The organism is Paraburkholderia sp. CHISQ3, from assembly GCF_030464945.1.
In the GTDB taxonomy this organism is placed as follows: domain Bacteria; phylum Pseudomonadota; class Gammaproteobacteria; order Burkholderiales; family Burkholderiaceae; genus Paraburkholderia; species Paraburkholderia megapolitana.
Map to the genome: position 1 here is coordinate 292,616 of NZ_JALPRG010000011.1, position 17,601 is coordinate 310,216.

The 17,601-nt window shown below is 64.8% G+C and carries 19 protein-coding genes; 11 read left to right on the plus strand and 8 right to left on the minus strand.

The window, feature by feature from the left end:
• Positions 1–9 precede the first annotated feature (9 nt).
• From M0D65_RS25320 to M0D65_RS25335, 4 genes are read left to right on the plus strand one after another with little or no spacing between them, the layout of a single operon-like run.
• On the plus strand, positions 10–927 hold the full coding sequence (locus M0D65_RS25320; protein ID WP_266255045.1) for an ABC transporter permease subunit: 918 nt from the start codon (positions 10–12) through the stop codon (positions 925–927).
• A gap of 1 nt (position 928) precedes the next feature.
• Positions 929–1,927, plus strand: a complete 999-nt coding sequence (locus M0D65_RS25325; protein ID WP_091017365.1) for an ABC transporter ATP-binding protein — start codon at positions 929–931, stop codon at positions 1,925–1,927.
• On the plus strand, positions 1,924–2,940 hold the full coding sequence (locus M0D65_RS25330) for a peptide ABC transporter ATP-binding protein (protein ID WP_266255046.1): 1,017 nt from the start codon (positions 1,924–1,926) through the stop codon (positions 2,938–2,940). The genes M0D65_RS25325 and M0D65_RS25330 overlap by 4 nt, the downstream gene beginning before the upstream one ends.
• A complete protein-coding gene (locus M0D65_RS25335; protein WP_091017369.1) occupies positions 2,933–4,093 on the plus strand; it encodes a TraB/GumN family protein in 1,161 nt (386 codons plus the stop codon). The genes M0D65_RS25330 and M0D65_RS25335 overlap by 8 nt, the downstream gene beginning before the upstream one ends.
• Before the next feature lie 23 nt (positions 4,094–4,116).
• Here the strand turns inward: M0D65_RS25335 and M0D65_RS25340 are convergent, their stop codons facing one another.
• From M0D65_RS25340 to pxpB, 5 genes are all read right to left on the minus strand, one after another.
• Positions 4,117–5,073: a DUF979 domain-containing protein gene (locus M0D65_RS25340; RefSeq protein ID WP_266255047.1), complete on the minus strand. Its 957-nt coding sequence runs from the start codon at positions 5,071–5,073 to the stop codon at positions 4,117–4,119.
• On the minus strand, positions 5,070–5,822 hold the full coding sequence (locus M0D65_RS25345; RefSeq protein ID WP_266255048.1) for a DUF969 domain-containing protein: 753 nt from the start codon (positions 5,820–5,822) through the stop codon (positions 5,070–5,072). Before M0D65_RS25345 ends, M0D65_RS25340 begins: the two co-directional genes overlap by 4 nt.
• 163 nt (positions 5,823–5,985) lie before the next feature.
• Positions 5,986–6,738: a 5-oxoprolinase subunit PxpA gene (gene pxpA, locus M0D65_RS25350; protein ID WP_266255049.1), complete on the minus strand. Its 753-nt coding sequence runs from the start codon at positions 6,736–6,738 to the stop codon at positions 5,986–5,988.
• 8 nt (positions 6,739–6,746) lie between these two features.
• Positions 6,747–7,808: a biotin-dependent carboxyltransferase family protein gene (locus M0D65_RS25355; RefSeq protein WP_266255050.1), complete on the minus strand. Its 1,062-nt coding sequence runs from the start codon at positions 7,806–7,808 to the stop codon at positions 6,747–6,749.
• The gene (gene pxpB / locus M0D65_RS25360; RefSeq protein ID WP_266255051.1) at positions 7,805–8,458 is read right to left on the minus strand and encodes a 5-oxoprolinase subunit PxpB; all 654 of its coding nucleotides are present in this window, start codon (positions 8,456–8,458) and stop codon (positions 7,805–7,807) included. The genes M0D65_RS25355 and pxpB overlap by 4 nt, the downstream gene beginning before the upstream one ends.
• Before the next feature lie 191 nt (positions 8,459–8,649).
• Here pxpB and M0D65_RS25365 point away from each other — a divergent pair, with 191 nt between their 5' ends.
• Positions 8,650–9,162 carry a winged helix DNA-binding protein gene (locus tag M0D65_RS25365; RefSeq protein WP_096722279.1) on the plus strand — a complete coding sequence of 171 codons (513 nt, stop codon included), beginning with the start codon at positions 8,650–8,652 and terminating at the stop codon, positions 9,160–9,162.
• Between the two features lie 120 nt (positions 9,163–9,282).
• Here the strand turns inward: M0D65_RS25365 and M0D65_RS25370 are convergent, their stop codons facing one another.
• Positions 9,283–9,882, minus strand: coding sequence for a 5-formyltetrahydrofolate cyclo-ligase (locus tag M0D65_RS25370; RefSeq protein ID WP_266255052.1), 600 nt, complete (start codon positions 9,880–9,882; stop codon positions 9,283–9,285).
• Positions 9,883–9,902: 20 nt separating this feature from the next.
• Between M0D65_RS25370 and M0D65_RS25375 the strand changes: the two genes are divergently transcribed.
• The 4 genes from M0D65_RS25375 to M0D65_RS25390 all read left to right on the plus strand — a co-directional run bounded on the left by M0D65_RS25375 (position 9,903) and on the right by M0D65_RS25390 (position 14,818).
• On the plus strand, positions 9,903–11,870 hold the full coding sequence (locus tag M0D65_RS25375; RefSeq protein ID WP_266255053.1) for a lytic transglycosylase domain-containing protein: 1,968 nt from the start codon (positions 9,903–9,905) through the stop codon (positions 11,868–11,870).
• Positions 11,871–11,955: 85 nt separating this feature from the next.
• Positions 11,956–12,909 (plus strand): complex I NDUFA9 subunit family protein, encoded by a 954-nt coding sequence (locus tag M0D65_RS25380; protein WP_266255054.1) that lies wholly within the window; start codon positions 11,956–11,958, stop codon positions 12,907–12,909.
• A gap of 29 nt (positions 12,910–12,938) precedes the next feature.
• Complete coding sequence (locus M0D65_RS25385; protein ID WP_266255055.1) at positions 12,939–13,586, plus strand: glutathione S-transferase family protein; 648 nt, start codon at positions 12,939–12,941, stop codon at positions 13,584–13,586.
• Positions 13,583–14,818, plus strand: a complete 1,236-nt coding sequence (locus M0D65_RS25390; RefSeq protein ID WP_266255056.1) for a multifunctional CCA addition/repair protein — start codon at positions 13,583–13,585, stop codon at positions 14,816–14,818. The genes M0D65_RS25385 and M0D65_RS25390 overlap by 4 nt, the downstream gene beginning before the upstream one ends.
• 28 nt (positions 14,819–14,846) lie before the next feature.
• Here the strand turns inward: M0D65_RS25390 and M0D65_RS25395 are convergent, their stop codons facing one another.
• The gene (locus M0D65_RS25395) at positions 14,847–15,041 is read right to left on the minus strand and encodes a DUF2905 domain-containing protein (RefSeq protein ID WP_091017396.1); all 195 of its coding nucleotides are present in this window, start codon (positions 15,039–15,041) and stop codon (positions 14,847–14,849) included.
• 22 nt (positions 15,042–15,063) lie between these two features.
• Complete coding sequence (locus M0D65_RS25400; protein ID WP_266255057.1) at positions 15,064–16,275, minus strand: class I SAM-dependent methyltransferase; 1,212 nt, start codon at positions 16,273–16,275, stop codon at positions 15,064–15,066.
• A gap of 13 nt (positions 16,276–16,288) precedes the next feature.
• Between M0D65_RS25400 and M0D65_RS25405 the strand changes: the two genes are divergently transcribed.
• Positions 16,289–17,080, plus strand: coding sequence for an SDR family oxidoreductase (locus M0D65_RS25405; protein ID WP_266255058.1), 792 nt, complete (start codon positions 16,289–16,291; stop codon positions 17,078–17,080).
• A 113-nt stretch (positions 17,081–17,193) separates the two neighbouring features.
• A complete protein-coding gene (locus M0D65_RS25410; RefSeq protein WP_091017405.1) occupies positions 17,194–17,589 on the plus strand; it encodes a dihydroneopterin aldolase in 396 nt (131 codons plus the stop codon).
• Positions 17,590–17,601 lie beyond the last annotated feature (12 nt).

The window sequence follows — 17,601 nt, forward strand, 5'->3', positions numbered from 1 at the left end:
AAAACAGATATGGCCGACCTACAAAATACAATTCCCCAGGCAGTTACTCCCCCCAGCGGTCGAGCGCTGGCCGTCCGCGACTTCTGGGCGAATTTCTCGCGCAACCGCGGCGCCGTCGGCGCGGGCCTGATCGTGCTGGTGCTGATTTTCGTCGCGATCTTCGCGCCGCTCATTTCACCGCATAGCCCGATCGAGCAGTACCGCGATTTCGTGAAGATTCCGCCTGCGTGGCTCGACGGCGGTAACTGGAAGTTCATCCTCGGCACCGACGAAGCCGGCCGCGACATCCTCTCGCGCCTGATGTACGGGGCGCGTCTGTCGTTCTGGATCGGCTTTGTTTCTGTGGTGCTCGCGTTGATTCCGGGCATCGTGCTCGGTCTGATCGCCGCGTTCTTCCAGCGCTGGGCCGATACGCCGATCATGCGCATCATGGACGTGCTGCTCGCGCTGCCGTCGCTGCTGCTCGCGGTCGCGGTGGTCGCGATCATCGGGCCGGGACTCGTCAACACGATGCTCGCGATCGCGATCGTCGCGCTACCCGGCTATGTGCGTCTCACGCGCGCGTCGGCGCTTGGCGAATTGCAGAAGGAGTATGTGACGGCATCGCGCGTCGCCGGAGCCGGTACGTTGCGGCTGATGTTCTCGCAGGTGCTGCCGAACTGCACCGCACCGTTGATCGTGCAGGCCACGCTGGGTTTCTCGTCGGCGATTCTCGATGCGGCTGCGCTTGGCTTTCTTGGGCTGGGAGTGCAACCGCCATCGGCGGAGTGGGGCGCGATGCTGGCGTCCGCGCGCGACTACATCGACAGCGCGTGGTGGATCGTCACGATGCCGGGTCTCTCCATCCTGATCTCGGTGCTCGCCATCAATCTGCTCGGCGACGGGCTGCGCGACGCACTCGATCCCAAACTGAAACGGATGGCATGAGATGAGCAACTTACTGACCATCCGCAATCTGGCTGTTAACTTCAACGGCCTGCCCGCAGTGGACCGCCTCAACCTCGACGTCGCACCCGGTGAAGTAGTCGGCGTAGTCGGCGAATCGGGCTCCGGCAAGAGCGTCACGATGATGGCGCTGATGGGCCTCATCGACGCGCCCGGCAAGGTCAGCGCCGACGAGGTCACGTTCGACGGCAAGGATCTGCTGAACGCGTCCGCGCGAGAGCGCCGCAAGATCATCGGCAAGGACGTCGCGATGGTGTTCCAGGACGCACTGACGAGCCTGAACCCCAGCTACACCGTCGGCTACCAGATCAAGGAAGTACTGAAGCTGCACGAAGGACTGCGTGGCGACACGTTGAACCGCCGCGCGCTCGAACTGCTCGACCAGGTCGGTATTCCCGATGCGAAGAACCGCATCGGCTCGTTTCCGCACCAGATGTCGGGCGGGATGAACCAGCGCGTCATGATCGCGATGGCGGTGGCGTGCAACCCGAAGCTGCTGATTGCCGACGAACCGACCACTGCACTCGACGTGACGATCCAGGCGCAGATCATGGAGCTGCTCGTCAAGTTGCAGAAGGAGCGCGGCATGGCGCTCGTGCTGATTTCGCACGATCTTGCGGTCGTTTCCGAAGTCGCGCAGCGTGTCGCGGTCATGTATGCCGGCGAGGTCATCGAGACGAACCGCGTGCCCGATATCTTCGCCGCGCCGCATCATCCGTACACGGAGGCGCTGCTCGCGGCAATTCCCGAGCACAATGTAGGGGCCGTGCGACTTGCCGCGCTGCCAGGCATGGTGCCGGGGCGCGACGACCGGCCGCGCGGTTGCCTGTTCGCGCCGCGCTGCAAGTACGTCGTCGACGACTGCATGAAGGCAAGACCGGCGCTCGCGCCGCTGCCCGACCACAGCGATGCGATGCTCGTTCGCTGTATCAAGCCGCTCAACCTCACCACCGACGCAATTCGACACGGAGGCGCACGATGAATGCAGTACCCGAAGCGCACCGTGACGCGCAACACGGCGGTCCCGTACTCGTCGCCGAGCAACTGGCGAAGCACTACGACGTGCGCCGCAGCATGTTCAGCAGCGGCACGGTGAAGGCGCTGAACGGCGTGTCGTTTGCGCTCGAACGCGGCAAGACGCTGGCCGTAGTCGGCGAGTCCGGCTGCGGCAAATCGACGCTCGCGCGGCAACTGACGATGATCGAGCCGCCCACTTCAGGCCGCCTGCTCGTGGACGGCGAAGACGTGGCCGGTGCCGATCGCGCGAAGGTTGCGGCGCTGCGCCGGCGCGTGCAGATGGTGTTCCAGAATCCGTTTGCATCGCTGAATCCGCGCAAGACCGTCGAGCAGACACTCGGAGAACCGCTCGCGATCAATACGCCGGCAAGCCCGTCCGAGCGCGCCGAGCGGATCGCGCAGATGATGCGCACCGTCGGCCTGCGCCCGGAACACGCGAAGCGCTATCCGCACATGTTTTCGGGCGGTCAGCGCCAGCGTGTCGCGATAGCGCGGGCGATGATCCTCGATCCACAGATCGTCGTCGCCGACGAACCCGTGTCCGCGCTCGACGTGTCGATCCAGGCGCAGATTCTCAATCTGTTCATGGATCTGCAGGAGCAGTTCAAGACCAGCTACGTGTTCATCTCGCACAACCTGTCGGTGGTCGAACACATCGCCGACGATGTGATGGTGATGTACTTCGGCGGCGTGGCGGAGCTCGGTGACAAGCAGCGGATCTTTGCGCATCCGCGGCATCCGTACACGCGGGCACTGATGTCGGCCACGCCGTCGATCTTCGAGGCGGACCGCAGCATCAAGATCAAGCTGCAGGGCGAAATGCCGTCGCCGCTCAATCCGCCGTCGGGTTGCACGTTCCATCAGCGGTGCCCGTATGCGATTGACCGCTGCCGCAGCGAAGAACCGAAGCTGCGCGAAGTGGATGGGCGCCAGGTGTCGTGTCACCGTGCCGAGGAGGTGGGGGAGGCGGATGCCTGAAGCGTCGGCGGCGCGTCGTCCTGCGCGCCGCCTGCGTGAGGGCGGCCGCCGCGCCGTTTTCACGCGGCGCCGGGCGACGCTCGCGCTGGCGTTTGCAGTTGCGTTGAGCTGCGGTTACGCGACATTCGCGCCACACCTGTATTTCTCCGGTTTTCTGATTGCCTCCGCGTATGCAGCCGGTGCGTCGGCCAATACGCCGGGACAAAGCGGACGCACCGCGTTGCCGGCGCCTCCCACACCGCCGCGCGCAACGCTGCCCGGTTTCAATCCGCCACCGCCGGGTGCCGGTACGACAACCAGCGGCCGGGTGCGCACCCAGCCCGCCCGCATGCCGTTCTATGTCGCCACGCGCGGCACGACCACCATCTATCTGCTCGGCACGCTGCACGTCGGCGACCCCGCCGACTATCCGCCGAATCAACCGTTCCGCCGGCCGATTCTCGGCGCGCTTGCCGCATCGCCGACACTCGCGCTCGAACTCTCGCCGGACGACCTGCTCGTGTCGCAGGACGACGTGTCGCGCTACGGTGTCTGTTCGCGGCCGTGCCTGCCGCGACTGCTGCCCGAGCCGCTGTGGCGCAAGCTCGAAGCGCGACTGCGCGGCAATCCGGACGCGCTCGACGAGATCAAGAAGATGCGGCCGTGGCTCGCATCGCTGCTCGTCGAAACCTACGATTCGCTGAGCGCCGGCCTGCAGACCGAATACGGTACCGAGGCGCAACTGCAAAACATCTATCTGCGCTCGAAGGGCAAGATCGTCGGGCTCGAGACGCTGTCGGAACAGATGCGCGCGTTCACTGGGCTTTCGCTTGCCCAGCAGCGCGAAATGCTCGCGCAGGACCTCGCGCAGACACCGGCGCAAAACGTCGCGGATGTAGAAGCGCTGCTGCGTCTATGGCGGGTCGGCGATGCGGATGCGATCGCCGCGTGGGAAACCGCGAAGTCGGAAAAGCTCGCACACGATCCGCGCGTGGCTGCGTCGATCGACAACAAGATCGTGTACGAGCGCAATCGACGCTTCGTCGCGCGGATGCTGCTGATCGCCGGATCGAACAAGCCGGTGTTCGTGGCGATCGGCGCATTGCATCTGGGTGGGCCGAAGGGCGTGCTGCAGCTGTTGCGGCAGCACGGGTTTATCGTCGATCCCTACTGAGCACACCGCGATATAAACGGAACTCAGCGGAACATCAGGAAGTTAAGCAGGAAGATATTCACGACCAGCAGACTCAACGCAGTCGGTATCTGCACCTTGATGACCGCGTTCTTGTCCGGCAGTTCGAGCAGCGCGGCGGGCACCATGTTGAAGTTCGCGGCCATCGGCGTCATCAGCGTGCCGCAGTAGCCGGAGAACATGCCGATCGCGACCATCACGGCCGGGTTGCCGTGAAACACGTTGACGAGGATCGGTACGCCGACACCGCCCGTCATCACAGGAAACGCCGCGAAGCCGTTGCCCATCACCATCGTGAAGAGCGCCATCCCGATGCAGTACACCGCCACGGCGACGAGCCGGTAGTCGAGGCTGATGTAGGCGGTCGTCACATGCGCGACCGCCTTGCCGACACCCGCGTCCGAGAACACGAGGCCGAGCATGCCGAGCATCTGCGGCAGTACCGCGGCCCACGACAGCGCGTCGACGAGCCGGCGCGTTTCCTTCATCGACTGGCCGACCGTGTCGCGTGTGATCAAGCACGCGATGCCGAGCGCGATCACACAGCCGATGCCGAAGCCGATCAGCGTGACGTTCTTCAGCTCGACGAGCGGCACACCGCCGAAAACGAAGTGGCTCGCACCGAGCGTGATGATGACTGTGACGACCGGAATGGTCAGCGCGGGGATGAAGAGCCGGTTGCCGAGACGTTTCGCGCTGGCCTCGCGTGCTTCGCCGGATAGCACCTTCGGTTTGGCCGCGGTTACGCCGCCGAAACCGGCGATCAGCGCCATTGCAATCACCAGCACGCCGACTACCTCGGCGGGCAGACGGTCGCCGACCAAAAAGATCAGCGCATACAGGATCCAGAAGCCACCGGCCGTGAAGCGGCGCGGGTGGTCGCGATCGCTGACGATCATCCCACCGACCACCAGCAACACGATCCCGAGCAGCCAGAACAGATAGTTGATGGTGATCGTCATGTGCGGTCTCCCGTGGCCGGTTGCGTCGTCGAAGCGTTTGCTACGTTCGTCGCGTCGTTATTGCCGCGCAGTTCGCGCTCGAGCCTGCGATCGAGCAGCATCAACCGGAAGCCATGAATCAGGAACGCACAGATGGCGGTTGGAATACCCCACACCGCGACGTGCAGTGGCTCGACGACGATGCCGAGCTCTTTCAGGAACGTGACCATCAGCACGATCGCGCCGAACGCCACGAAGATGTCTTCGCCGAAGAACAGCCCGACGTTGTCGGTGGCTGCGGCGTAGGCGCGCAGCCGGTAGCGCACCGCATCGCTGAGTTTGCCGAAGCGGGTTTCGGTGGCGCCTTCGGCCATCGGTGCAACGAGCGGACGCACCATCTGCGGATGGCCGCCGAGGCCGGTCAGGCCGACCGCCGCCGTCAGCTCGCGCACGAGCAGATAGACGATCAGCAGGCGCCCGGCGGTAGCCGCCTTGATACCGCCGATCCAGGCCTGCGCGCGCTCGCGCAGGCCGTGCCGCTCGAGCAGCCCGATGACCGCGAGCGGCAGAAAAAGTATGAGCGGGATGTTGCGCGTCTTGATGAAACCGCTGCCGATGGCGGCAAGGATCCGGTCCGGCGGGAAGTGTGCGGCGAGCGCCGTGACAATCGATGCGACCGCGACGATCAGCATCGGGTTAAAGCGCAGTACAAACCCAACGATGATGACGGCCACGCCGATAAGCGGCCATAAATTGACTGTTGTCTGCATTCCGATCTCCAAACGGGTGTTTGCCGGGGCTGTCTAGCGCAGCCGACCCGGGCCAGTGCACGGACGTGCCGTGCGCCTTTTTTGCATGCTGCGGCTCTTGGCGGCCGCATGGGTACTGCTTCTCTCGTTAATGCGGTTAATGCGTTGGGTGCGGTGGATACGCTCAGACCCGAACCGTCGCAGCCGCCTGCACGTCGATACCGGCTTCGTCGAGTGCCGCGCGAATCCGCCGGGCGAAAGCCAGCGCGTGCGGGCCGTCGCCGTGCAGGCAGATCGTCTGCGCGTTCAGCGCAATCCACTGCCCGTTGATTGCCTGCACGCGATGCTCGCGGATCATCGACAGCGTGCGTGCGAGCACGAGTTCTTCGTCGTCGAGCAGCGCGCCGGGCTCCTTGCGCGGCACGAGCGAACCGTCGGCCTGATAGCCGCGGTCGGCGAATACTTCTTCGATCGCGGTCAGCCCGGCGTCGCGCGCGGCCGCGACGAGCCCGCTGTCGGCGAGCGCGAACACCGCCATCGACGGATCGAAATCGTGCACCGCCGATACGATCGCATCGGCGATTTTCGGGTCGCGTGCCGCCTGGTTGTAGAGCGCGCCGTGCGGTTTGACGTGCGCGATGCGGCCGCCTTCGGCCTGGGCAATCGCCGATAGCGCGCCCAGTTGATACAGCACGCCTGCGTAGATCTCGCTGGCCGGCAGTTGCATTTCCTTGCGGCCGAAGTTTTCCGGATCATTGAAACTCGGATGCGCACCGATCGACACGCCTTTCTCGACGGCCCACCGCACGCAATCGCGCATCGCGTTGGCATCGCCCGCGTGCCAGCCGCACGCGATGTTGGCCGAGCTGACGAGGTCGAGCAGTGCTTCGTCGGAGCCACAGCCTTCGCCGAGATCGGCGTTGAGATCGATTTCCATAACGTCCTCTAGAGTTCCTGTAGCGCCGCGGATGCCGTCCGACGCAGGTAGCGTTCCTCGTGCATTGCGATTGCCGCGTCGATCTGCCGCAGATACGTGCGTTCGTCGAGTAGTGCGCGGCGTGCGTCGTCGGGTGTCGTCTCGACGAAGCGCACGCTGCCGTTCAGTTTCGCCTGCGCGAGTTTCCATAGATCGGCGCGAATCACCGCGCCGATCCGCGGATAGCCGCCGGTGGTCTGCGCGTCGCTCATCAGGACGATCGGCTGGCCGTTCGGCGGCACCTGGATCGTGCCGGGCAACACGGCATGCGACAGCAGGTCGGCATTGCGCGTGCGCTTCAGTTCGCTACCGGACAGCCGGTAGCCCATGCGGTTGCTGTTCGGCGTCACGCGCCATTCATCCGACCAGACCGCGTGCTGGGCGTCCGCGGTGAAGCTGTCGTACTCAGGGCCACGCAGCACACGGACCGCTACCGCCGGTGCCTGTCCCGCCAGATGCCGGCCGCGTCGCAGCGGTTCGTCGGCGAGCGCGAACTTGCACCAGGCGGGCGCTTTCACGCCGAACCCAGGCGCGTCGGGCTCGAACCCGGAACCGTTGCGCGCCGACGGCACGCCGACCGGCAGACGGTCGCCGTCGCGCAGCGCACGGCCCCCGAGACCACCGAACCCCGCCGCGAGATCGGTACTGCGCGAGCCGAGCATCGGCAGCACATCGATACCGCCCGCAATCGATACGTAACCGCGCATGCCATGCTTCGCCACTTGCAAGCTCAGTGCCTGCCCGGCCTGGACCGGCAGGCTCCACCACGGATAGACCGGCTTACCGTCGAGCGTCGCGCTGAAGTCCGCCCCGGTAATGGCGATGCGCGTCGCGCGCGGAAAGCGCAGCACGACGGGGCCAAAGGTGATTTCCAGGCCGGCCGCGTCCGGCCGGTTGCCGACCAGACGATTGCCGACCTCAAGTGAGAGACGGTCCTGCGCGCCGCCCATTGCAATACCAAGATGCCGGTAGCCGTGGCGCCCGAGGTCCTGGACCGTGGTGAGTACGCCCGCGCGGATCACGTCGATCATTCGTGTATCCCCGCAATCGTGAAGCGCACCTGGTCGCCGGGCTGGAGCAGGGTGGGCGGCGTACGTGCAGGATCGAAGAGCGGCACATCGGTACGCCCGATCAGTTGCCAGCCGCCCGGCGACACCGCCGGATAAAGCCCCGTCTGCGCCCCGCCGATGCCCACCGAGCCGGCCGGTACTTCGAGCCGTGGCTCCGCGCGGCGCGGCGTGTGCAGCGATTCGTGCAGGCCGCCCATATAGGCGAAACCAGGCTGGAAGCCGAGGAAGAACACGGTGTAGTCCCCGCTCGCGTGCCGCTCCACGACTTCCCGCGTCGACAGGCCAGTGTGACCGGCGACCACCGCCAGATCGGGACCGAACTCGCCGCCGTACTGCACCGGGACTTCGACCGCGCGGCCGGTGGCGGTGGCGTTGCCGGCCGCGTCCCATGCGGCTCGCAGCCGCTCGGCCAGCTCTTCGCTAGCGGTTTCGAGCGGATCGAAGACGATGGTCAGGTTGTTCATGCCCGGCACCACTTCCAGCACATGCGGCCAGTCGCGCGCGGCCTGGGCGGCCGCCCAGACGCGCCGCTGGCAATCGAGCGTGGCGGGCGGCGGCGCTTCGCAGACGAGAGCGGTGTCGCCAAACGGGAAAATGCGGGGCTGGCTCATGCGCATTCAGGTGGTGTCGGGTGCTGGATTGCCTGCCATCATCCGACGGCAGCGTGCATTCGTGTTGCATAGCGTACATTATCAATAAATTATCTACGATTTATCAATAAGCGTTTTTGCCAGGCTCACATCGACCTGCAGTCGTCGTACACTCCGGTCACTCCCCTTTATGCGTATTGAAAGCGACTGTCATGGCGCGACAACCGACCAACATCGTCTCCTCGGAACATCTCGTTTCTGAAACGAGCGCGGAACTCTCCGAGCTGGAGTACGGGCTCATCATGGCGAGCAATGCGTTCAACCGCTGGATGGTGCGTTGCATGTCGGCGGCGGGAGAGAAGGACATGACCGCCATCGAAGTCTCGCTGCTGCATCACGTGAGCCATCGCGAGCGCCGCAAGAAGCTGGCCGATATCTGCTTCGTGCTGAACATCGAAGACACCCACGTGGCAACTTACGCACTCAAGAAGCTGGTCGCGAGGGGCTATGTGGAAAGCGAAAAGATCGGCAAGGAAGTGTTCTTTTCGGCGACGGAAACCGGGCGCGACCTGTGCGCGAAATATCGCGAGGTGCGCGAAAGCTGTCTGATCGCCACGCTCAAGGAAAGCGGTTTGACCAATGAGCAGATCGGCGAGGCTGCACAGTTGATGCGCAACGCCTCCGGTCTGTATGACACCGCTGCGCGGGCTGCTGCCTCGCTCTAGCGGCTTGATCCGGATCTAGTCTGCCCGGCGGCGGTGGCTCTTCATCGCCTTGCCTTGCTTCGCCTCGTTACGCGCTGTGCAACATACCGCGGCTCGGCGTACTCACTACAGTCATTGCATCTAACCGACGTCGGCGGGATAGACGCCTGCGTCGGTGACGATCGCATCGAGCGGAATGTCGTGTGCTTCGCGTTGCAGCGTGTCGATGCGGCACGCCTCGTACGCGATGCCGATCGTCACGGGTTTGCGCGCGCCGGGCCAGGCAGCAAGCGTACGGTCGTAGTAGCCGCCGCCGTAGCCGAGCCGATAGCCGTGCGCATCGAAACCGACGCACGGCACGAATAGCAGGTCGGGCAACACGACGCGCGCGGAGGCCGGTTCGGGGATGCGATGGTGACCGGTGCGCATCGGTGTGTCGGGAGCCCACGCGTGGAATTCGAGCGGCGCGCCGCGTTCGGCGACGACCGGCAGACTTGCTTCGCGCGCGTCCGAGGTGGCGAGCCAGATTGCGATCGCGCCGCGCGCGTCGAACTCGCCCTCGAGCGGCCAGTAAAAGCCAACACATGCCGGCTCGTAACGCTTTAGCGCATCGAGCACCCGACGGCTCAACGCACGGTTGTGCGCGGGCTCGCGAGCCGCTTCGCGACGCGTTTCGAGCAGCGCCTGGCGCAACGCGCTTTTCGAATTTGCCGTGGGGTTGCATGCTATGCTTGGCTTCACTTCGTGCTCCAGAAACAACGATGTCCAAAAGCTTCCATCGAGTATATCGCGCGGCCAGTGTGATGCTTGCCGCCGCGGCGCTTGTCGCATGCAGCACCGCCTCCGCGGTCAAACCGGTTCCGCTCTCCCAACTCACGAACGACGACCAGATCTTCGTTCAGCTTCGCGAGGCCGCACGCAACAACGACCCGGCGCGTGCCGCACAACTGGCGGCGATGATTCCGGATTATCCGGCGCCGTCGTATCTCGAGTACTTCCAGATCAAGCCGCAGCTGTTCGACAACCAGGGGCACGCACTCGTCGATGCACCCGATGCACCGGTGCTGTCGTTCCTGCAAAAGTACGATGGCCAGGCCATTGCCGACCGGCTGCGCAACGACTACCTCGTCGTGCTCGGCGCGCGACATGACTGGCGCAACTTCGATCAGCAGTACGCGCGCTTCGTGCTGAACGACGATACGCAGGTGAAGTGCTACGCACTCGAATCGCGCGCGTCGCGCGGCGAGAACGTCGCCGATGCGGCACGCGGACTGCTCGTCGATCCGCGCAATTACGGCGACGGTTGCGTCGACCTGATCACCGCGCTGGCGATCAACCAGCAGTTCAGTACCGACGACGTCTGGCAGCAGATCCGCCTCGCGTACGAACAGAACCAGACCACCACCGGCAGCAAGCTGCTCGACGCACTCGGCAACCAGCGGCCCGATCCGACGCTGTTCAATCAGGCGGCGAGCACGCCACCGCTGTTGCTCGCGCGCGGCGTCGGTCCCGACTCGCAGTCGCATCAACTGGCGTTACTCGCGATCACGCGGATGGCGCGCAACGATCCGGCCACGGCGGCGGCGACCTTCGCGTCGGTGGCACCTTCGCTGAGCACGCCGGAGCGCGCCATCGGCTGGGGCACGATCGGCTATCAGGCCGCGGCGAAGCAGATGCCGGGCGCAGTCGACTGGTACAGGCTGTCGGCGAACGCACCGCTGTCTACACCCGCCTATGAGTGGCGCACCCGCACTGCGCTGCTGGCCGGCGACTGGACGATGGTGCGCTGGTCGATCGAGCAGATGCCGTCATCACTGCGCAGTCAGCCGGCGTGGGTTTACTGGCATGGTCGCGCGCTCAAGCAGGCCGGCGATACCGTGCAGGCCAACCAGGACTTCGAACAGATTTCGCAGGGCTTTAACTTCTACGGCCAGCTTGCCCTGGAAGAGCTTGGCCAGAAAATCACCGTTCCGCCGAAGACGACGGTCACCGACGCCGAAGTGCAGCAAGCCGCGAGCACACCGGGCTTCGATCTTGCGCAGCGTTTCTATAACCTGAATCTGCGGCTCGAAGGCAATCGTGAGTGGAACTGGCCGCTGCGCAGCATGACCGACCGGCAACTGCTCGCGGTTGCCGAGTACGCGCGCCGTATCGAACTGTACGACCGCACGGTGAACACGGCTGACCGCACGAAGACCGATCACGATTTCTCGCTGCGTTATCTGTCGCCGTTTCGCGATGTTGTCGAGCGCGATGCGCAGTCGACCGGGCTCGATGTGGAATGGGCGTATGGGCTGATTCGTCAGGAATCGCGCTTCATCATGAACGCGCGCTCCGAAGTCGGCGCAAGCGGGCTGATGCAACTGATGCCGGCCACCGCGCAACTGGTCGCGAAGAAGATCGGCCTCGGCACGATTTCGCGTGCGCAGATGAACGACATCAACACCAACATCCTGCTCGGCACCAACTACCTGTCCATGATCTACAATCAGTTCGACGGGTCCGACGTGCTGGCCACAGCGGGTTACAACGCAGGTCCTGGCCGTCCGCGCAACTGGCGGCAGTCGTTGCAACGTCCGGTGGAAGGCGCGATCTTCGCTGAAGCGATCCCGTTCCAGGAAACCCGCGACTACGTGAAGAACGTCCTCTCCAACACCGTCTACTACGCGGCATTGTTCGAAGGCCGGCCGCAATCGCTGAAGGCGCGTCTCGGCTACATCGCGCCGTAAGCGTCGAGGCTGCACCGCCGCCGTGCCACGGCGCGGCGGCATGCGGTGCCGGCCGCTGCCGCGGCTTCCAGTCAGGGAGTCGAAAATGCGACATCAAGCCATTGCGGTTATCGGCGGCTCGGGGTTTATCGGCAGTCATCTTGTCAACGCGCTTGTCGAGTTCGGCAAGGACGTGCGCATCGCCACGCGGCGCCGCTACAACGCACGCCATCTCACGCTGCTTCCCATCGACGTGATCGAAACCGACGTCTACGACCCGGTGCAGCTCGCCAGTTTCGTCGAGAACGCGGATGCCGTGATCAACCTGGTCGGCACGTTGCACGGGCGACGCGGCGATCCATACGGCCCCGAGTTTGCACGCGTGCACGTCGAACTGCCGACGAAAATCGCCGCCGCCTGCGAAGGCAAGGGCGTTCACCGGTTGATCCATTTCAGCGCGCTCGGTGCTGCGTCGAATGGGCCGAGCATGTATCTGCGCTCGAAAGGCGACGGCGAAAAGGCGGTGCACGCGTCGTCGCTGGCTACTACTGTGTTCAGGCCGTCCGTCGTGTTCGGCCCCGAAGATGAGCTGCTCAACAAGTTCGCGTTCCTGCAACGCGTCTTTCCATTGATCCCGCTCGCCATGCCCGACGCGAAGTTTCAGCCGGTGTTTGTCGGCGATGTCGCGAAGGCGATCGTCAACGTGCTCGATCTCGATGCCGCGAGCGGCCGCACTTACGAACTCGGCGGCCCGAGCGTTTATACGCTCGAACAGCTCGTGCGCTATTGCGGTGAGGTGATCGGCCGGCACGCGCGCATCGTGCGGCTGCCCGAACCGCTTGCGCGGTTGCAGGCGATGACGTTCGAAATGGCGCCCGGCGTACCGGTCATTTCACGCGACAATCTCGACTCGATGAGCGTCGATAACGTGTTGAGCGCACCGCTCGCGCCCGAACTCGGTATCGAACCCGCGAGCATCGAGACGATCGCGCCCGTGTACCTGACCGGCGCATCGCCGCGTTCGCGCTTTAACGCGTTCCGCGCCAATGCAAGGCGCTAACTTTTCCTTCCACTACCTGTGTGTGCCGCATGAAACTGGTTATCGGTGACAAGAACTATTCGTCGTGGTCGATGCGTCCGTGGGTGCTGCTGAAGCACTTCGGTATTCCATTCGAGGAGGTGTTGATCGAATTGCGTGAACCCGGCACGAAGGCTGCGATCCTCGCGCATTCGCCGTCGGGCAAGCTGCCATGCCTGATCACCGACGAGGGCTCTGGCGTATGGGATACGTTGGCCATCGCCGAGACGCTCGCCGAACGCTTTCCGCAGCATGCACTGTGGCCGCGCGCAGAGACGGCACGTGCCCACGCCCGCAGCGTTAGCGCGGAGATGCACTCGGGCTTCGCCGAGTTGCGCCAGAACATGTCGATGAACATCCGCGCGTCGTTTCCGGGCAAAGGTGCGACACCCGGCGCACTGGCCGACATCGCGCGCATCGAAGCGCTGTGGCGCGACTGTCTCGATACGTACGGCGGTCCGTTCCTGTTCGGCGAGTTCAGTATTGCCGATGCGATGTACGCGCCTGTGGTGATGCGCTTCAATACGTTCCAGCCCGCGCTGTCCGAAGTTGCGAGCGCGTACGCACGTCGCCTTACGGCGCTGCCCGCCGTGCACGCGTGGATCGAAGCCGCGTTGCGCGAAACGCACCGCATCCCTAGCGAAGACACCTGCGAATGAATATCTATGTCGTCGGCGGAGCGATCCGCGATGCGCTACTCGGCGTGCCGGTGCAGGATCGCGACTACGTGGTGGTCGGTGCGACCCCGGAGCAGATGGTCGCGCAGGGCTACCGGCCGGTCGGCAAGGACTTCCCGGTGTTCCTGCATCCGCATACGCATGAGGAGTACGCGCTCGCGCGCACCGAGCGCAAGACGGCGGCCGGTTATCACGGGTTCCAGTTTTTCTACGCGCCGGACGTGACGCTCGAAGAAGACCTCGCGCGCCGCGATCTGACGATCAACGCCATGGCGCGAGAAGTGCGGCCCGACGGCGAACTGGTTGGCCCTGTGATCGATCCGTTCGATGGTCAGGCGGATCTGCGCGCGCGCGTGTTCCGGCATGTCAGCGATGCGTTTCTCGAAGATCCGGTGCGGATTCTGCGCATCGGGCGCTTTGCTGCGCGCTTTACCGATTTCACCGTCGCTCCCGAAACGATGGCGCTGATGTACGGCATGGTCACCGCTGGCGAAGTCGATGCACTGGTGCCGGAGCGCGTGTGGCAGGAAGTGTCGCGCGGGTTGATGGAAAAGCAGCCGTCGCGGATGTTCGACGTGTTGCGCAGGAGCGGTGCGCTTGCGCGAATCTTGCCGGAAGTCGATGCGTTGTTCGGTGTGCCGCAGCCCGCCGCGCACCATCCGGAGATCGATAGTGGCGTGCACGTCATGATGGTGGTCGATCACGCAGCGGCGCAGGGTTATGCGCTCAGCGTGCGCTTCGCGGCGCTTACTCACGATCTCGGCAAGGCGACCACGCCGGCCGACGTGCTGCCGCGGCACATCGGCCATGAAGGGCGCAGCGTCGATCTACTGAAGCTGTTGTGCGAGCGGCTGCGCGTGCCTAACGAGTGCCGCGATCTGGCCGTACTGGTCGCGCGCGAGCACGGCAATATTCATCGCGTGATGGAGCTGGGTGCCGCGGCGCTGGTGCGGTTGTTCGAGCGTAGCGATGCGCTGCGCAAGCCTGGCCGTTTCGCCGAAGCGCTGCAGGCCTGCGAAGCTGACGCGCGTGGCCGGCTCGGCTTCGAGGCACGCGAGTATCCGCAGGCCGAGCGGTTGCGGGTCGCGCTCGTGGCGGCGCGCGCGGTCGATGCCGGCGCGGTCGCCAAAGCTCATGAGGACAAGCCGGCGCAGATCAAGGATGCCGTGCATCGCGAGCGGGTGCGGGCGGTTGAGGCGGCGTTGAAGTCCTGAACGTAGACGTTGATGCAGGCACCGCGGTTCAAAACACCCGCGCGAGTAGCGATAACACCATCGTCAGCACCAGCGTCGACATGAACGGAAACGGGTACTCGCGTCCGAACAGTCGCAGCGTGACATCGCCAGGCATACGGCCGATGCCGATCTTGCGCAGCCACGGCCATGAGCCCGACAGGATCGCGACAGCGATGAAGGTAGTCAGCAGCCAGCGGATCATGGTCGGTACCTGAGGAAGCGCGTCACAGCGTATGCGTCCGGTCGCCGCTCGCGAACGCATCGAGCGTCCCGTCGATCCCACGCGAAAACGCGATCACCTTGAACAGCTCGCCCATCTCCGCTTCGGACAGCAGTTTCTGCACGGCATTCGCAGCTGGCAGGAAGTGCCTGGTATCCGCTGGATCGATCGTGGCGAGTGCTTCCGTGATGCCCGCATTCAGCAGAAAGCGCGCTTGCGACGTATAGCCGAGCAGATCCGCCCCCGTCTCGACACCGGCTTCCGCGATGCCCGTGAATTCGACGTGCGTCGTGATGTCCTGCAGGCCTGGGTAGACGAACGGATCGTCGTGCGCGCGATGCCGGTAGTGGCACATCAGCGTGCCCTGCGTGCGTTGCGCGTGGTAGTACTCGTGACGCGGAAAACCGTAATCGATAAAGAATGCTGCGCCGCGCGCGAGCATCGTGCAGACGGTGCGCGTGAAGCCGAGTGCGGCAACGTGCGTTTCGGTGACGTAGTCGCTGTTGTTGTCGTGGGAATCGTCGAGTTCGCTCAGCGGCGCGGTGTCGGATGCGTCGCGTGCCGGGTCCACCGGGCGGTCCGCGAAAGCGAATGCACCGTCGTTCTGCAGCGAAACACCGCGCTGATGCCAGACACCGCCCAGCCGCGCAAAGAGCCGCACCGGCATCGCGTCGAGCACTTCGTTGCCGATCACGACACCTTCGAAGGTAGCAGGCAACGCATCGAGCCAGCGCACGCGGCTGACCAGATCCGGCACCTCGGCTTCGAGCGTTTCGCGCTGGCGCTCGCGCAGTTCGCCGGACAGGTCGACGATCGCGTAGCTGTCGAACGGGACATCGGCGGACGCAAGGGCGCGCAGCAGGCCCGCTGCGAGCTTGCCGGTGCCCGCGCCGAACTCTAGCAACTGACGCGTGCCGCTTGCAGTGAGCGCCTGCGCGACCGGCCGCGCCAGCGTGGCGGCGAACAGCGGCGACAGTTCGGGTGCGGTGATGAAGTCGCTGCCGTCCTCGGCGCGCCGGCCGAATTTGATAGCGCCGCCGCTGTAATAGCCGAGTCCGGGCGCGTACAGGGCGAGTTCCATGTAGCGGTCGAACGGCAGCCAGCCGCCGGCTGAAGCGATTTCGGCGCGGATCTGCGCGGCCAGCGTTTCGGACTGCGCGAGCGCGGTTGGGCCTGGAGCAGGTAAACTGTCGGGTTCGTGAGCTTTCGGATTCATCCGCGTATTGTAAATGACCGTTCCCTCTGACCTTTCCGCTGCCGGCAGTACATCTGCGGGCGCTGCGCGTGTCGTCCTGATCACCGGCGCGGCCCGCCGGGTCGGTCGGGCGCTCGCGCTGGGCTTTGCGGCGCAGGGCTGGGACGTGGCGGTGCATTTCGGTACGTCGAAGGTCGAAGCGGATGAAGTCGTCGCTGGAATCGTCGCGTTGGGCCGCCGCGCGGTGGCGCTGCGGGCCGATCTTGCGATCGAGGCGGAAGTCGAGCGGCTGCTGCCGGCCTGTACGGCTGCGCTCGGCCGGCCGGTATGCGTCGTCAACAACGCGTCGCTGTTCGACGAAGACACGGCGCGCGACGTCGGCTACGAGCGGTTGCTGAAGCACACGGCGATCAATGTCGGCGCGCCGCTGGTGCTCGCGCGGATGCTGTTCGACGCGACACCCGATTCCGCGCTGACCGACGAGTCGCAACGCAGCGTCGTCGTGAACGTGCTGGACCAGAAGCTGTACAACATGAGCCCGGACTACCTGTCCTACACGCTGACGAAGGCCGCCTTGCAGACCGCGACCGTCACGCTCGCCCAGGCGCTGGCGCCGAAGGTCCGCGTGGTCGGACTTGCGCCGGGGCTGACGTTGCAGTCGGCGGGCCAGACGCCCGACAGTTTTGCCGCCGCTCACCGGGAAACGCCGCTCGGTCGCTCGTCTCGGCCGGAAGACCTGGTTACGGCAGCGCTGTATCTCGCGGATGCCACGGCTGTCACCGGAACGACGCTGGTCGTCGACGGCGGACAGCATCTGGTGCCGTAGCCGCGCGGCGTGTTTTTTTAACGGGCGCCTGAGCGCGCGGCCCGATGGGTCCGCGTTCATTGCACCCTTTGCGTGTCCGCACGCTTTTTTGCCCTTTTTCAATCGGAACGAACATGTTTGCCGATCTTTCGCATCCCCGGCTTGCCGATTGCCGCCGGCTTTTCCTGCGCAATTACGAAGTGCATATCAACATCGGTGTGCACGACTTCGAAAAGCGCGGCGAGCAGCGCGTGGTGATCAACGTCGAACTGTTCGTGCCGCTCGCGCTGTCCACGCCTGTCGAAGACAAGCTGCGCGAAGTCGTCGATTACGACTTCATGCGCTCGACCATCGCGCGCCGCGTCGAGCAGGGACATATCCATCTGCAGGAAACGCTCTGCGACGATCTGCTGACCGCGTTGCTTGCGCATCCGCATGTGCGGGCCGCGCGGCTGTCGACGGAAAAGCCGGACGTGTACCCGGACTGCGACGCCGTTGGCGTCGAGGTCTTTCGCATCAAGGAGGACTGAGCCATGAATGCT

Excerpts from the sequence above, each read along its gene's own strand:
- pxpB (WP_266255051.1), bottom strand. The coding sequence starts at position 8,458 with ATGAGCCAGCCCCGCATTTTCCCGTTTGGCGACACCGCTCTCGTCTGC.
- M0D65_RS25335 (WP_091017369.1), top strand. The coding sequence starts at position 2,933 with ATGCCTGAAGCGTCGGCGGCGCGTCGTCCTGCGCGCCGCCTGCGTGAG.
- M0D65_RS25380 (WP_266255054.1), top strand. The coding sequence starts at position 11,956 with ATGCGACATCAAGCCATTGCGGTTATCGGCGGCTCGGGGTTTATCGGC.
- M0D65_RS25405 (WP_266255058.1), top strand. The coding sequence starts at position 16,289 with ATGACCGTTCCCTCTGACCTTTCCGCTGCCGGCAGTACATCTGCGGGC.
- M0D65_RS25375 (WP_266255053.1), top strand. The coding sequence starts at position 9,903 with ATGTCCAAAAGCTTCCATCGAGTATATCGCGCGGCCAGTGTGATGCTT.
- M0D65_RS25345 (WP_266255048.1), bottom strand. The coding sequence starts at position 5,822 with ATGCAGACAACAGTCAATTTATGGCCGCTTATCGGCGTGGCCGTCATC.
- M0D65_RS25365 (WP_096722279.1), top strand. The coding sequence starts at position 8,650 with ATGGCGCGACAACCGACCAACATCGTCTCCTCGGAACATCTCGTTTCT.
- M0D65_RS25325 (WP_091017365.1), top strand. The coding sequence starts at position 929 with ATGAGCAACTTACTGACCATCCGCAATCTGGCTGTTAACTTCAACGGC.
- M0D65_RS25355 (WP_266255050.1), bottom strand. The coding sequence starts at position 7,808 with ATGATCGACGTGATCCGCGCGGGCGTACTCACCACGGTCCAGGACCTC.
- M0D65_RS25385 (WP_266255055.1), top strand. The coding sequence starts at position 12,939 with ATGAAACTGGTTATCGGTGACAAGAACTATTCGTCGTGGTCGATGCGT.
- M0D65_RS25340 (WP_266255047.1), bottom strand. The coding sequence starts at position 5,073 with ATGACGATCACCATCAACTATCTGTTCTGGCTGCTCGGGATCGTGTTG.
- pxpA (WP_266255049.1), bottom strand. The coding sequence starts at position 6,738 with ATGGAAATCGATCTCAACGCCGATCTCGGCGAAGGCTGTGGCTCCGAC.
- M0D65_RS25320 (WP_266255045.1), top strand. The coding sequence starts at position 10 with ATGGCCGACCTACAAAATACAATTCCCCAGGCAGTTACTCCCCCCAGC.
- M0D65_RS25330 (WP_266255046.1), top strand. The coding sequence starts at position 1,924 with ATGAATGCAGTACCCGAAGCGCACCGTGACGCGCAACACGGCGGTCCC.
- M0D65_RS25400 (WP_266255057.1), bottom strand. The coding sequence starts at position 16,275 with ATGAATCCGAAAGCTCACGAACCCGACAGTTTACCTGCTCCAGGCCCA.
- M0D65_RS25395 (WP_091017396.1), bottom strand. The coding sequence starts at position 15,041 with ATGATCCGCTGGCTGCTGACTACCTTCATCGCTGTCGCGATCCTGTCG.
- M0D65_RS25390 (WP_266255056.1), top strand. The coding sequence starts at position 13,583 with ATGAATATCTATGTCGTCGGCGGAGCGATCCGCGATGCGCTACTCGGC.
- M0D65_RS25410 (WP_091017405.1), top strand. The coding sequence starts at position 17,194 with ATGTTTGCCGATCTTTCGCATCCCCGGCTTGCCGATTGCCGCCGGCTT.